Origin of the sequence: Streptomyces violaceus, from assembly GCF_036014075.1 — a bacterium.
In the GTDB taxonomy this organism is placed as follows: domain Bacteria; phylum Actinomycetota; class Actinomycetes; order Streptomycetales; family Streptomycetaceae; genus Streptomyces; species Streptomyces violaceus.
Window position 1 is genome coordinate 5,622,953 of the sequence record NZ_CP107911.1, and the last position, 13,807, is coordinate 5,636,759.

A 13,807-nucleotide genomic window follows, 5' to 3' on the forward strand; every position below is an offset into this window, starting at 1 on the left:
CGGTTGCTGTCCCTCCGGGTGGGCGCCGTGTTTCGATCATGCATACGGCGGTGCCAACCAGAGGGACGTCTCGCTCATTCCGGCTCGTTCATTCCCGCTCGCTAGCGGTCCTTGCTCAGGAACTCCTCCAGCGCCTCCACCACGAACCGGTGGTCCTGGAGCTGCGGCAGCCCGGACACCGTCACCGCGCCGATCACGCCCACACCCTCGACGGTGATCGGGAAGGAGCCGCCGTGCGCCGCGTAGGTGTCGGGGTCGAGGCGCGATGACTCCTCGAACGTCGTGCCCTTGGCGCGGAAGCGGGCGCCCACCAGGTAGGAGGCGGAGCCGTAGCGCTCGACGACCCGGCGCTTGCGGGCGATCCAGGCGTCGTTGTCGGGGGTGGAGCCGGGCAGTGCCGCGTGGAAGAGCTGCTGGCCGGCGCGGTGGATGTCGATGGCGAGCGGGGCCTGCCGCTCCCGGGCCAGTTCGACGAGGAGCGAGCCGAGCGCCCAGGCGTCGTCGTGGCTGAACTGCCGGAAGACCAGGCGGCGTTCCTGCGTCTCCAGTTCCTCCAGGCTCGGGGCCAGCTCCGGCTGGAACTTGGGGCCGAGTTCCTGGTGGTGCGAGGGGTTGTGCGAGCTCTTGTGTGTCACAGGGTCACCGTCACCTTCTCGCCGGCCGAGCGGCGGGCGGCTTCCAGTACGTCCAGGGCGGCGGCCGCCTCCAGCGCGGTCACCGGGTTGGGGCCGCCCTCCAGCAGGGCCTTCGCCACGGCCGCATAGTAAGCGGGGTAGTCCCCGGGGAGGGTCGGTACGAGACGGCCGCCTCCCGTTACGGGGGACTCACCGGAGCCCACGCGGCCCCACTGCGACTCGGGCTCGACGCCCCAGCCGGGGCCGGGGCGCAGGCCGTCCCGGAGTGCCGCCTCCTGCGGGTCGAGGCCGTACTTGACGTAACCGGCGGTGGAGCCCAGGACGCGGAAGCGGGGGCCGAGTTGGGGGGTCGTCGCGGAGACGTAGAGGTGGGAGCGGACGCCGTTCGTGTGCGTGATCGCGATGAACGTGTCGTCGTCCGTCTCGGCGCCCGGGCGGCGGATGTCCGACTCCGCGTAGACGGAGGCCGCCGGGCCGAAGAAGGCCAGGGCCTGGTCGACGACGTGGCTGCCGAGGTCGTAGAGCAGACCTCCGATCTCTGCGGGGTCGCCGGACTCCCGCCAGCCGCCCTTCAGTTGCGGGCGCCAGCGCTCGAAGCGGGACTCGAAGCGCCGGACGTCGCCCAGCTCGCCCTCGCTCAGCAGCTTGCGCAGGGTGAGGAAGTCGTTGTCCCAGCGGCGGTTCTGGAAGACGGAGAGGAGCAGGCCGCGCTCCTCGGCGAGGGCGGCCAGCTCACGGGCCTCGGCCGCCGTGCCCGCGACGGGCTTGTCGACCACGACCGGCAGTCCGGCCTTGAGGGCGGCGGTCGCGAGCGGCACATGCGTCTTGTTCGGGGACGCGATGACGATCAGGTCCAGCTCGGCGGCCCGGTCGAACAGCTCGTCCGGGGTGGCGGCGAAGCGTACGTCCGGGAACTCGGCACGGGCCTGCTGCCGCCGTTCGGGGTTCGAGGTGACCACCGTGTCGAGGGTGAGGCCCTCGGTGGCGGCGATCAGCGGGGCGTGGAAGACGGAGCCGGCGAGGCCGTAGCCGACGAGGCCGACGCGGAGAGGCGAGCCGGGGGCTGTGCCGAGGGGTGTGCCAGTCATGGCCCCCACTTTCGCAACGCTGTTGCCAAAGTGCAAGCGCCGGGGACAATGGGGGACGTGAACAGGGCGGACGACCGTACGGGCGGGATGAGCGGCATGCGCGGGACGGGAGGGGCGGGAGCGGGAGGCACCCGGGGTGGCGGGGGCGGCGGGGCGAATCTGCTCGCCCTGCGCAGTCACAACGCCGCGCTGGTGCTCGACCTGCTGCGGACGGCCGGAGCCGACGGCATCAGCCGGCTCGAACTCGCCGAGGGGACCGGGCTGACCCCGCAGGCGGTCAGCAAGATCACGGCCCGGCTGCGGGAGGACGGCCTCGCGGCGGAGGCCGGACGACGGGCGTCTACGGGCGGCAAGCCGCGGACCGTGCTGCGGCTGGTGCCCGAGGCCGGGCATGCGGTGGGCGTCCATCTGGACCGGGACGAGGTGCGGGCCGTGCTGGTGGATCTGCGGGGAAACGTGGTGGGGGAGCGGCGGGCCCCGCTGGACCTCGGGGCCGGGGCGCGTGCCGTGCTGGCGGCGGTGACGGAAGCGGTGCGGGAGACGGTGGCCGGGGTGCTGCCCGCCGGGACGCTCACCCGGGCCGGTTCCCTGCTCGGGGCGGGGGTCGCGCTGCCCGGGCCGCTCGACCACGCCCGCGGGGTGCTGCACCGGGTGACCGGGTTCCCCGAGTGGGACGGCTTCCCGCTGCGGGAGGCGTTGGCGGAGCGGCTCGGGGTGCCGGTGGTGGTCGACAAGGACACCAACGCGGCGGCGCTGGGCCTGGCCGCCGGGGGTGCGGCCGGCTCCTTCGCCTATCTGCACCTCGGCACGGGGCTGGGGGCCGGCCTGGTGATCGGCGGGAGCGTGCACCGGGGTGCCAGGACCGGGGCCGGGGAGTTCGGCCACCAGGTGATCCAGCTCGACGGCCCGCCCTGCACCTGCGGCGACCGCGGCTGCGTCGAGGCGCTCTGCCTCGGTGCGGTGGCGCGCGGCGACACGGCGGAGGCGGCCCGCGTCCTGGGTGCCGGGGCGGCGAACCTGGTGAGCCTGCTCGACATCGACGTCGTCCTGCTGGGCGGCCGCACGGTGGCCACGGCTCCGGGGGTGTTCGTGCGGGGGGTCGGCACGGTGCTGGAGGCCTGGGCCCGGCGGACGGGCCAGGAGGCCGTGCCGGTGCGGGTCGCCGCCGGGGGAGGGCGAGTGGTGGCGGTGGGAGCGGCTCAGCTGGTGTTGGGGCCGGTGTTCGGGCGTGGGGGTGGGTGAGGTGTCCCCCCGGACCCGGAGCGTGCCCGCAGGTGTGCGCGTACGGGCATGTTCTTCTCGCGGCGGCTTCGGTACACGTAGTCGGTCGATCGGCTGTCCGGTTCCGGGGAGAGGAAGAAGACATGCGGGCCTTCCACCAAGGGCATGGCGGTGCGGTCGACCGGGCAGCGGGCGGATCCTCCGCCAGGCCACCGGCGTCACCGCTGAGCGCGGCCTGGATCCGGCATGTGCAGCGCGTGGCCGCGGCGGGCCACGACACCCGTGACGTGACACCCGAGGCCGAGCACGCCCAGGTGCAGCGGGCCGCCCTCGACCGGGCCCTCGGTTCCCCGGCCAGGCCCATGGAGCCGGGCCTGCGCTCCGAGATGGAGCAGCGCTTCGGCGGGACGGACTTCAGCGGTGTCCTCGTGCACGACGGGCCCGAGGCACGCGAGTCGGCGGCGGTCCTGGAGGCCAAGGCGTTCACCAGCGGTCGTCATGTCGTCAACGGCGGCCAGATGACCAAGAAGGACTGGGCGCACGAACTGGCCCACTTCGAGGACCAGCAGACGGGACCCGTACCCGGCACGGACAACGGCGCGGGCGTCAGCATGTCCACCCCGGGCGACGCGGGCGAACGCCACGCGGAGACGAAGGCGGACCGGGTCATGAGCGGGCCGGCGCCCGTGCAGCGCACCGCCACCGCCCAGAAGTCCGGAGCCGCCGGCTGCGCGGGCGGGGACGGCTGCGGCGACGACGCCACGGCGGTCCAGCGCCTCCACGTCATCAGGGCCGGCTCCACGGAGTACCCCAAGAAGCAGCCCGACTCCGACGACTTCTTCGTGGGCCAGGACACGAACGACCAGGGCAGCTGGTACGACGAGCGCTCCCGCTACGCGCCGCCCAAGCCGCACCTGGTCTACGCGGGCGAGGTGGACCTCGCCGTGTCGGACGCGTTCGACCTGGCCGTGGAGCACGCCGGCGACGGGAAGGAACCGAAGAACTTCTTCGCCACCGACAAACAGCTCGGCGCGTCCATCAAGAACCTCCCCGGCGCGGGCAAGAAACGCGGGCTCTCGCTGTCCAAGACCGGCAGGACCCTGACCATCGAGGGATCGGGCCGCAAGGTCGTCCTCTACGAGGTCGAGCCCAAGTACCGCAAGGAGAAGGGCGGCGAGAAGACCAAGGGCCTGGACGTTCTCACGCCGCAGCGCTGCAACGACATGATCGGATTCGTGACCGGGAAGCCGTCCATGTACCGCGAGGCCGACAACCGCTACTGGGAGACGATCGAGAAGTTCCTCGTGCGCATGGAGCCCGAGGGCGGCTGGCGAGGGAAGTTCCAGGAAGCCATCGACGGGGGCGACCCGGCCGGATACGACCGGATCACCTTCGGCATGAGCGGTCGATTCCAGCACCTGGTCCGGCAGTCCCCCGAGAACGCCGAACGGGTGCTTCAGGACCTGGAGGCCAACCAGCACGCCGCCATCCCCCGGGTCGGCGACGGCATGGTGACCATGGCACGGCCCGACGCCCAGCAGCACGAGACGCGTGCGCAGGCCCGGCGCGAAGGCGCCGACAACCACATGGACTACCACTACGGCGGCGTGGTCGCCGTGAGCGGCAGCGACTACATCACCATGGAGAACTACGCGCGCGAACAGCACGCCGACAGCATGAGCACCCTCGACCGCAACGATCCCCTCTGGTACTTCCGGATGTACGGCAAGGAGACCGGCCGGACCTGGCACGAGGGCTGGACCGGCTCCGCCGACAACGGGTTCCTGGGCGCGACGCTCACGCTGACCCTGCGGCGCTGAGCGGGAACGCGGGTGCCGCCGGCGCAGAGACCTCCCGACCCCAAGGTCGTGGAGCATCTCCGGCACGCCCAGCGGTGCGCCGGCAACGCGGCCGTCGTGCGCATGCTCCGTGCCGGAGGGAGGAGCACAACGGCCTGAGGGCGACTGTCCGCCGACCGGGCGGATTCGCGCCGCCGTCCGGGGGCCTTTGCGGGCCGCGTCGCTCGCGACCGCCCACATCCGGCAATGTCACATCTCCATGCGACTCTGCACGCCCGCTCACCTCTGCCTGGCGGCGGCAGCCGCCGTCCTGCTCCCTGGTGCTCACCCGGCGTACGCGGACGATCCGGCGCCCGCCTGCACCGCGCCCGACGACCACACCTTCCCGCTCACCACCCGCATCCACGGCGGGCCGGACTCCTACGCGGCCGGGGGCGGGTACGGGACCTGGTACCTCGACCTGACCAACACGACTGACCGCACCTGCACCGGGATCCATCCCGTCGTCGTCCTCGTGGACGACAAGCGGGCCCTGGAGCCGTCCCAGCCCCGGCTGGAGTTCTTCGAGGGGGCGCGGTCCCACCCCGTGCGGTTCGAGAAGACCGGTGAGGACGAGCTCGTCGGGGCGCTGGCCGACGACGAGGACCGGTTCGCCGGGTTCACCGTCGGGCCGGGAAAGACCGTCACCGTGAAGGTGCGGCTCGCGGTCACCGCGGACGCCGTGCCCAACGACGTCACCGCCAACGCCGCCGTCGTACAGCGGCACGACGACGACGGAGACTGGGTCGGGCAGTCCAACGACTACCGGTTCGGCATCGCGGGTGATGCCCCGGTCGACGGTGGTGACGGGGAGGTCGACGGCGGCACCGACTCCCATCCGGAGACCGAGCCGGAGCCCGAGGCCTCTCTCCCGCCCCGCGAGGACCGCTTCCCGTTCGCCGAGGAACTCGCCCGCACCGGAATCGGCGTCCGGGTCGCCGCGGCCGCCGCGGCGCTGCTGCTCACCGGGGGCGGGCTGCTGCTCCTGGCGCGTCGGCGCCGCTGAGGCGGCCGTCCCGCCTGTCGGGACGCCGTGACCGGCCCATTCCACATGATCCGGCCACTGTTTAGGCTGGGTCGCAGGCTGGACCGCGTACGGCAGGAGATCCCGCACATGGCAGACCGCAAGCCCATCGAGTCGTGGCTCACCGACATGGACGGTGTGCTCATCCACGAGGGCGTGCCGATCCCCGGCGCCGACGCCTTCCTGAAGAAGCTGCGTGAGTCCGGGAAGCCCTTCCTGGTCCTCACCAACAACTCGATGTACACCCCGCGTGACCTGCACGCCCGGCTGCGCCGCATGGGCCTGGACGTGCCGATCGAGAGCATCTGGACCTCGGCCCTGGCCACCGCCCAGTTCCTGGACGACCAGCGGCCGGGCGGGTCGGCGTACGTCATCGGCGAGGCGGGGCTGACCACCGCGCTGCACGACATCGGCTACATCCTGACCGACCACGAGCCGGACTACGTCGTCCTCGGCGAGACCCGCACGTACTCCTTCGAGGCCATGACGAAGGCGGTGCGGCTCATCCTGGGCGGCGCCCGCTTCATCTGCACCAACCCCGACGAGACCGGCCCCTCCACCGAGGGCCCGCTGCCCGCGACCGGCGCGGTGGCGGCGCTGATCACCCAGGCGACCGGCAAGAAGCCGTACTTCGCGGGCAAGCCGAACCCCCTGATGATGCGGACCGGCCTCAACGCCATCGGGGCGCACTCCGAGTCCAGCGCCATGATCGGCGACCGTATGGACACCGACGTGCTGGCCGGCATGGAGGCCGGGATGCAGACGTTCCTGGTGCTCACCGGCCTGACCCGGCCCGACCAGGTCGAGGACTTCCCGTACCGGCCCTCACAGGTCCTGGACTCGATCGCGGACCTCGTCGACCGGGTCTGACGAGGCGGCGCACCCGCGCCCAAACCCGTCGCCACCCGTTCGGAGCAGTCTCCGCATCCCTGAGGATGCGGTGACCCACCGTGCGGGGGAGGCTCCAGGCATCTGGAGGTTCACGATGGGTTCCCTGAGAGTCACTCTCTGCACGAGCGTCCTGGTCGCGGCCGCCCTCACCCCGGCGGCGTTCGCGGCGGACGTGGGGGGCGTCTCGGTGACCCCGGCGACCCCCGCACCCGGCAGTGACGTCGCGCTCCGCGTGACCGGCTGCGCGGCGAGGACGGCCGTCGCCGCCTCGGCGGCGTTCGTCGCGGACGCCCCGCTCACCGTCACCGACGGTGAACTCATCGGCGAGAGCCGCGTCCCCTCCACGCTCAAGGCGGGGACGTACACCGTGAAGATCACCTGCGGGGACGCCGAACGGACCGGCACGTTCACCGTCCGGGAGAGCCGGGAGAGCCGGGAGAGCCGGGAGAGCCGGGAGAGCCGGGAGAGCCGGGAGAGCCGGGAGAGCCGGGATAGCGGGGAGAGTGACGGCCCGCCCGCGCCCAGGGGCGCGACCGGGGCCGCCGGGCAGCCACCAGCGCCCGTGACGGGCGGACGGCAGCCCCTGCCCGAGGGCGGTGGGCCATCGCCCCAGCCCGAGCCTGAGTCCGAGCCTGAGTCCGAGCCCGAGTCCAAGCCCGAGCCCGAGTCCAAGCCCGAGTCCGAGCCCGGGCTCGAAGACGAAGGGCAGTCGTCCGCCTCCCGGCGACCGGGCGCGCACGCCTCGCCCGTCGCTCCCGTCGAGGCGGGCGGTGGCGGTGCCGCCCACCTCGTCGCCGTCGAAGACCGCGGTGCCGGGCCCGGCACCGCGCAGGGCGTGACCGGCCTGGTCCTCGCAGGAGTGGCCGCGGTGGCCGTCGCACTGGGCAGTGTCCGCCGGAAGCGCGGAACGGACTGACTGACCATGTCCGATCTCGACCTGGACCGAGGGCGCACACGGCCTTCGGGTACCGGCCGTCTACTGGCCGGCGTGGCCTGGGTGGTGCTGCTGCTCGGGCTCTGGCTCTGGGGCCGCGAGGTGACCGACGTACGGCACGGCATCTCCGCGCCCACCACGGGCGACATGGCCGCGGCCGGACGCCCCCCGGACGTGAAACTGCCCCCCGCGCACCGCCCGCTGGGCGACGCGCTGCCGCAGCGCGTCGACATCCCCGGGATCGACGTCCAGGCACCGGTGGTGGCGCGCGGCCTGGACCGGCGCGGGGCGCTCGATCCGCCGCCGTACGACCAGCCGGGCGTGGTCGGCTGGTACGCGGGCGGGGTGGCACCCGGGGCGCCGGGGACCGCGCTGCTGGTCGGTCATGTCGACAGCGACACCCGGCCCGCCGTCTTCTACAAGGTCAGTGCCCTGCGGCCGGGTCAGACGATCCGGGTGATCCGGGCTGACGCCAAGGTCGCCGAGTTCACCGTGGAGTCAGTCCAAGTCCTCACCCGCGACCGCTTCGACGCCCACCAGGCCTACGGTCCCCGCCGGTCGGGCCGGGCCGAACTGCGGCTGGTCACCTGCGGCGGCAGCTTCGACCGTACGACCGGCAGCTATACGGCGAACGTGGTGGTGTCGGCGTACCTCACGGGTACTGGACTGTGATGAGAACGCCCGCCTGCCCCGGCCGACGACCCGCTCCCTCCGAAGTCGTGTCGCGGGACGTATGTCAGGATTGAGACTTGGAACGGTGCACCCAAGGGGGAGTTGGATGTACGGCAGCAGGGGGGCCGGGACGACCGCCGGGAGGCGGATGTCCGCAGTGGTGCTGGGGGCGGCACTGCTGATCACGGGGTGTTCATCCTCCGATGGAGGAGACGGATCGGACGGCGGTGGCGACGCGGGCGCCGGGATCACCCAACAGCCCAAGGAAAAGGCCCCCTTCTGGGTCAACCCGGACGGTACCGCGGCACAGCAGGTCGCCGCGCTGGAGAAGTCCGGCAAGAAGCAGGACGCCGAGCAGATCCGCAAGATCGCCGAGCAGCCGGTCGCCGAGTGGATCGGCCCGGACAATCCGCGTGAGCAGACCCAGGGCTTCACCGAGGCCGCCGACAAGGCCGGCCGTACGGCCCTGCTCGTGCTCTACAACGTCCCGCACCGCGACTGCGGCCAGTACTCACAGGGCGGCGCCGCCGACGGCAACGCCTACCGCGACTGGCTCGACGGCGTGGCGGCGGGCATCGGCGACCGGTCGGCAGCGGTCATCCTGGAACCGGACGCGCTGCTGCACCTCGTCGACGGCTGCACACCGGAGCAGTTCCACGAGGAGCGCTACGACCTCCTCAAGGGTGCCGTCGCCAAGCTGAAGTCGCTGAAGAACACGAAGGTGTACCTGGACGCGGGCAACGCCGGCTGGCAGAACCCCGACCAGATCTTCGAGCCCCTCAAACGGGCCGGCATCGATCAGGCCGACGGCTTCTCCGTCAACGTCTCCAACTTCTACGCCACCGACGAGTCCATCGCCTACGGCAAGACGCTCTCCGCCAAGGTCGGGGGCAAGCACTTCGTCATCGACACCAGCCGCAACGGCAAGGGCCCCTACACCCAGGGCAACCCGGACGAGCGCTGGTGCAACCCGCCGGGCCGCGCGCTGGGCGAGACGCCCACGACGAAGACGGCCGACCCGCTGGTCGACGCCTACCTGTGGGTCAAGCGCCCCGGCGAGTCGGACGGCGAGTGCAAGGGCGGCCCGAAGGCGGGCCAGTGGTGGTCGGACTACGCACTGAAACTGACCAAGGCCAGCTCCTAGAAGTCCGGGCAGACGTCGTCGACCTGGGCGGGGTCAACGCCCTGGCGGCAGACATGCGAAAGGGGCGCCCTCCACACAGGAGGGCGCCCCGATCAGCCGGGAACTCCCGATCAGCCGGGAACTACGGCACCTTGACCCACTGGGCCTTGCTCGGCGTCCCCTTGTCGTCCGTCACGAACAGCATGTACCAGCCCGCCTGGACCAGGTTCCGGTTCTCCGGCACGGTCACCGTCAGTTTGTCGCCGGAGGCCTTGAAGTCCAGGGCGATCGACCGCTGGTCGACGTCGGTGACGTGGGTGGCGGCGCTCGGCCTGATCAGCCGGACCTTCTTGACCTTGGCCGCGCTCGACGAGGTGAACGTCCCCGTCCCGCCGCGCTCGATGGTCTGCGGCCCGCCGGACAGCGAGGGCCGTTCCCCGTCGCCGTAGAGGTAGGGCGGCGTGTAGATCTCGATGCGCTGCTCGAACTTGCCCGGCTTGGTGTTGGCCTTGTCGCCGTACAGCGAGTCCGAGCCGAAGAACATCAGGCGGCCGTCGGGCAGCAGGATCGACCCGGAGTGGTAGTTGCGGCCCACCAGCGGGTCGGCGACCCGCTTGAGCTCGTTCTTCGCCGTGTCGTAGAGGTGCGCCTGGAAGATGTTGGAGTCGCCGCGACCCCGGTAGTCCTCCGAGCCGCCGGAGATCAGCACGTTGTCGTCGGGCAGGATCGAGGCGTTCGGGTAGCGGGTGCCCTTCTCCAGGGACGGGCCGTCCTCGAAGCTCGGGTCGGCGTCCTTCAGGTCGACGATCCGGGTCTTCTCGCTGGACTCCTTGGACTCGCCGACGCCACCGCCGCCGACCACCATGTACTTCTCGTCCTGCGCGGGCGGCAGCAGCACCGTGCCGGACGTCTCCATGAGCTTGGGGTCGCTGAGCCCCGGGATCTTCGCGAACCTGTTGGTGTCCACGTCCCAGACGCCCGGCTCACGGCCCACGTCGTCCGGTCCGTAGCCCGCGTTCGAACCCGAGTAGAAGATCTTGCCGTTCTGCATGAGGAACAGCGCCGGGTAGGTCGGGAACTGCCGGACCTTGCCGGTGTAGGTCCACTTCTTGGTCTTCGGGTCGAAGACCTCGTTCTTGCCCGGCACGAGCTGCCCGATGTCGTCGAGGCCGGAGACGCTGAGGATCTTCCCGTCGCTCAGGGTGGTGAGCGTCGGGTACCAGCGGGCCTCCTTCATCGGGTCGACCTTGATGTACTTCTCGGCTACGGGGTCGAACTCGAAGGCGTCCCGGATGCCCTGGAAGTCCTTCTTGTCGAGGGCGAGCTTCTGGGCGATGCCGTAGGTGTTCTTGGCGTCGGCGCCGTTCAGGCCGTGCACCTTGTAGTTGTCCTGCGTGCCCGTCTCGTACTTCTGCCCGCGCTTCTGCGCCTCGACGTAGATCCGGCCGAGGCCGGGGTCGTTGCGCAGGAACTTGCCGGTCGCCTTGTCGAAGACCTTCTTCGCGCGCGGCACGAGCACCGGGTCCTTCGAGACGAAGGTCTTGCCGTTCTCCTTGCCCGTGAACTTCGTGCCCGCGGGCAGGGTGATCGGCTCGTCCGGGTTCTCGTTGTGGACGATCATCAGGCCGCCGGCCTTGGTGACGTCACCCTCGAGCTTCTCGTACCGCTTCGTGCCGCCCGCGATCAGCAGATTGCCGTTGGCGAGCTGGGTGTGGCCGGTGCAGAACAGGTCGGCGGGCGTGGGGACCTTCTTGATGGTGCCCTTGACCGGGTCCCAGATCCGGGTGTCGAACTTCTTCGCGTCGAAGTTGTCCTGGTTGTTGCCCGACCCCGCGACGAGCAGCACCTTGCCGGTGCGCAGCAGCGCCGCGTGGATCGTGTTCTGCCGGTATTTTTCGGGGAAATCGATGATCTCCCACTTGCCGTTCGCGGCCTTGTACTCCGGCTTGTTGATTGTGTACTGGTGGTATTTCTCGGTTCCGAAGCGGTAGAGCCACGGCCCGTTCATCCCGGCCAGCGCGAGTACCACCGCCGTGCCGATCGCGAGTCGACGGGCCCGGCGGCGGCCTGCACGGTCGTTCATTCCTTACGTCCCCCAAGTCCACCAAGGGCGATCTGCATGGTCTGGTCGGATCCCCCGACCTCCCCGTTTCCGCCAGGGGTGGCGGCCCAACTGGGCTTGTGCTGCGGGGCGTGCGCCGCCGACGGCTGCTGCGGGATGGGCAGCGGCTGCGTCCGGTGCGGCCCTGCAGGGTCCTGCGGCTGCTCCCCGGCGGGGGCGGCGGGCTTCTTCGCGTCCTGCCGCAGCTGCCAGCGCCAGGCGAAGACCGGCGAGGCGGTGATCAGCAGCGCGAACGTCGCCCAGATGATCATCGCGGGGTGGGAGTGGCCGAAGACGAAGCCGGCGGTGATCGAGGCGGCGAAGATCAGGATGAAGTACCAGTGGTAGCGGAACGTGCCGAACCAGCGGTCCGGGCTCGCCGAGTCGCCCTTGGGCGTGACCACGAACTTGCTCTTGCGCCGCAGCACGGAGTCGATCAGCGCCTTCGCGTACAGCGGCGCCGACAGCGCGGACATCACCATGCCGGCCACACCGCCGGAGCCCTCCGGCTCGTGCGGCGAGACGTTGTGCCGGCGGTTCCAGACGTACAGACCGATCTGCAGGGCGGAGGCGTTGCCGTAGAGCATCAGCCAGACCGCCGGGTCGATGTTCACACCCGAGGCGCCCAGGCCCAGGAACAGGCAGCAGCTCAGCGCCGCCAGGATCCAGTTGAGGGCCGACATCGGGTAGAAGATGATCATCATCGTGTAGTTGAAGAGCTTGCTCGGCGGCAGCGAGTACCAGCCCTTCCAGTACTGCCCGATGATCGTCTCGTACGTCCCTCGCGACCAGCGCATCTGCTGGGTGAAGAAGTCCGTCCAGGCGCTGGGGCCCTCACCGACGGCGAGCACGTCCGGGGTGTACACCGAGCGCCACTTCTTCCCCGTCGCCGGGTTCTTGTGGCGGTGCATCTCGAAGCCGGTCGCCATGTCCTCGGTGATCGAGTCGTACAGCCCGCCGATCTGCTTGAGCGCCTTGATGCGCACGGCGTTGGAGGTGCCGACGAACATCGGGGAGCCGTAGCGGTTGCCCGCGCGCTGGATCAGCGCGTGGAAGAGGAACTGCTGCGACTCGGCGGCCTTGGTGATGGGGTTGTCGTAGTTGCCGTAGACCTGCGGGCCGATGACGAAGCCGACGTCCGGGTCGCGGAAGAAGCCGAGCATCCGCTCCAGGTAGTTGGGCAGCGGCACGTGGTCGGTGTCGACCGAGGCGAAGAAGTCGTAGTTGTCGCCGTGCGCTTCCAGCCAGGCGTTGTAGTTGCCGTGCTTGGTCTTGGCGCGGTGCGGGCCCTTGGCCTGGTTCCACTTCGCGACGCCCTTGCGGGAGAAGTGGTGCACGCCGAGGCGCTCGCAGACCGCCTTCACCTCGGGGTCGTCGCCCTCGTCGAGCAGCCACACGTGCATCAGGCCCCGGTGGCGGATCCTGACGGCCGCCTCCAGGGTCTTCGTCACCATCTCCAGCGGCTCCTTGCCGGGCACGAAGGAGGTGAGGAAGGCCACTCTGGTGCCGGTCTCGGGCACCACCGGGATCGGGTCGCGGGCCACCAGCGTGGCGTGCGCGTTCGACAGCACGTTCATGCAGCGGAAGAACTCGATCAGGCCGATCGAGACGAGCATGACCATGTCGAGCGCGGGCAGCCAGTCGAAGGCCGGGTAGTCGCGCTCGGTCCAGTGCTCGGGCTGGAGCAGCCAGAACAGCAGCACCAGGGACAGCACCGGGGCCGCGGCCAGCATCAGGGCGACCCGGATGCGGTGCGGCTCCTGTGAGATGAGCGAGCGGTACTGCACCTTGTACGGCTTGTTCGGATCGGGCTGGGTGAGGGGACCCGCGAGCCGGCTGTAATGCTCGTAGTCGTATCTCGGCAGATTCTTCTTGATCCGCCGGAATGTCCCCGTCGTGCTCATCCGGTGCCCCGGCACCCTGAGCTGAGTGGTCTGGGACGGGTCGTGGTCCTGCCGGGCACCCGTGGGCCTCGACGTCATGAGTCATCCCCCCACACGCGGAAAGCCGCGTGTTTCGTCGCTTCTTACCGTCTGCGCCAGGTCCCCCTCGACCTTCACAGACGTATCAGTGGTGGATCGCGGTCACCACGTCATCCACACCCTATAGACACGGCAACGCGACCTTCCGGTTGCATGATGCCCCCCTCGGCATCGCTCCATGAACGGGGCCCCTACTCCCGCCCTGTCGGCAACCGGTTCTTCTGCCCCCCAACTGCCGCGAATCCGCAGCATCTTGAAAAACCAGATAACCAGGGTTCTACGGCGTTCATCATGATCG

Annotated in this window: 11 protein-coding genes; 7 read left to right on the top strand and 4 right to left on the bottom strand. The window is 70.6% G+C overall.

Going from position 1 to position 13,807, the window contains the following annotated elements:
- Positions 1–101: 101 nt before the first annotated feature.
- Both OG542_RS25420 and OG542_RS25425 read right to left on the bottom strand, forming a co-directional pair.
- Positions 102–635 carry a heme-degrading domain-containing protein gene (locus tag OG542_RS25420; RefSeq protein WP_328413786.1) on the bottom strand — a complete coding sequence of 178 codons (534 nt, stop codon included), beginning with the start codon at positions 633–635 and terminating at the stop codon, positions 102–104.
- Entirely contained in the window at positions 632–1,723 is a 1,092-nt protein-coding gene (locus tag OG542_RS25425; protein ID WP_328413787.1) for a Gfo/Idh/MocA family protein, read from the bottom strand. Before OG542_RS25425 ends, OG542_RS25420 begins: the two co-directional genes overlap by 4 nt.
- Positions 1,724–1,819: 96 nt before the next feature.
- Here OG542_RS25425 and OG542_RS25430 point away from each other — a divergent pair, with 96 nt between their 5' ends.
- From OG542_RS25430 to OG542_RS25460, 7 genes are all read left to right on the top strand, one after another.
- Positions 1,820–2,965, top strand: coding sequence for an ROK family transcriptional regulator (locus OG542_RS25430; protein WP_328418101.1), 1,146 nt, complete (start codon positions 1,820–1,822; stop codon positions 2,963–2,965).
- Positions 2,966–3,087: 122 nt separating this feature from the next.
- The gene (locus OG542_RS25435) at positions 3,088–4,764 is read left to right on the top strand and encodes an eCIS core domain-containing protein (RefSeq protein WP_328413788.1); all 1,677 of its coding nucleotides are present in this window, start codon (positions 3,088–3,090) and stop codon (positions 4,762–4,764) included.
- Between the two features lie 238 nt (positions 4,765–5,002).
- Positions 5,003–5,788: a hypothetical protein gene (locus OG542_RS25440; protein ID WP_328413789.1), complete on the top strand. Its 786-nt coding sequence runs from the start codon at positions 5,003–5,005 to the stop codon at positions 5,786–5,788.
- 108 nt (positions 5,789–5,896) lie between these two features.
- Positions 5,897–6,676 carry an HAD-IIA family hydrolase gene (locus OG542_RS25445; RefSeq protein WP_193478283.1) on the top strand — a complete coding sequence of 260 codons (780 nt, stop codon included), beginning with the start codon at positions 5,897–5,899 and terminating at the stop codon, positions 6,674–6,676.
- Between the two features lie 115 nt (positions 6,677–6,791).
- Positions 6,792–7,613: a hypothetical protein gene (locus tag OG542_RS25450; protein ID WP_328413790.1), complete on the top strand. Its 822-nt coding sequence runs from the start codon at positions 6,792–6,794 to the stop codon at positions 7,611–7,613.
- Between the two features lie 6 nt (positions 7,614–7,619).
- Positions 7,620–8,303, top strand: a complete 684-nt coding sequence (locus tag OG542_RS25455; RefSeq protein WP_328413791.1) for a class F sortase — start codon at positions 7,620–7,622, stop codon at positions 8,301–8,303.
- Between the two features lie 106 nt (positions 8,304–8,409).
- Positions 8,410–9,447 carry a glycoside hydrolase family 6 protein gene (locus tag OG542_RS25460; RefSeq protein WP_311125897.1) on the top strand — a complete coding sequence of 346 codons (1,038 nt, stop codon included), beginning with the start codon at positions 8,410–8,412 and terminating at the stop codon, positions 9,445–9,447.
- A gap of 121 nt (positions 9,448–9,568) precedes the next feature.
- Here the strand turns inward: OG542_RS25460 and glxA are convergent, their stop codons facing one another.
- Positions 9,569–11,509: a radical copper oxidase GlxA gene (glxA, locus tag OG542_RS25465; protein WP_328413792.1), complete on the bottom strand. Its 1,941-nt coding sequence runs from the start codon at positions 11,507–11,509 to the stop codon at positions 9,569–9,571.
- On the bottom strand, positions 11,506–13,509 hold the full coding sequence (locus OG542_RS25470) for a glycosyltransferase family 2 protein (protein ID WP_328413793.1): 2,004 nt from the start codon (positions 13,507–13,509) through the stop codon (positions 11,506–11,508). Before OG542_RS25470 ends, glxA begins: the two co-directional genes overlap by 4 nt.
- Positions 13,510–13,807: the final 298 nt, after the last annotated feature.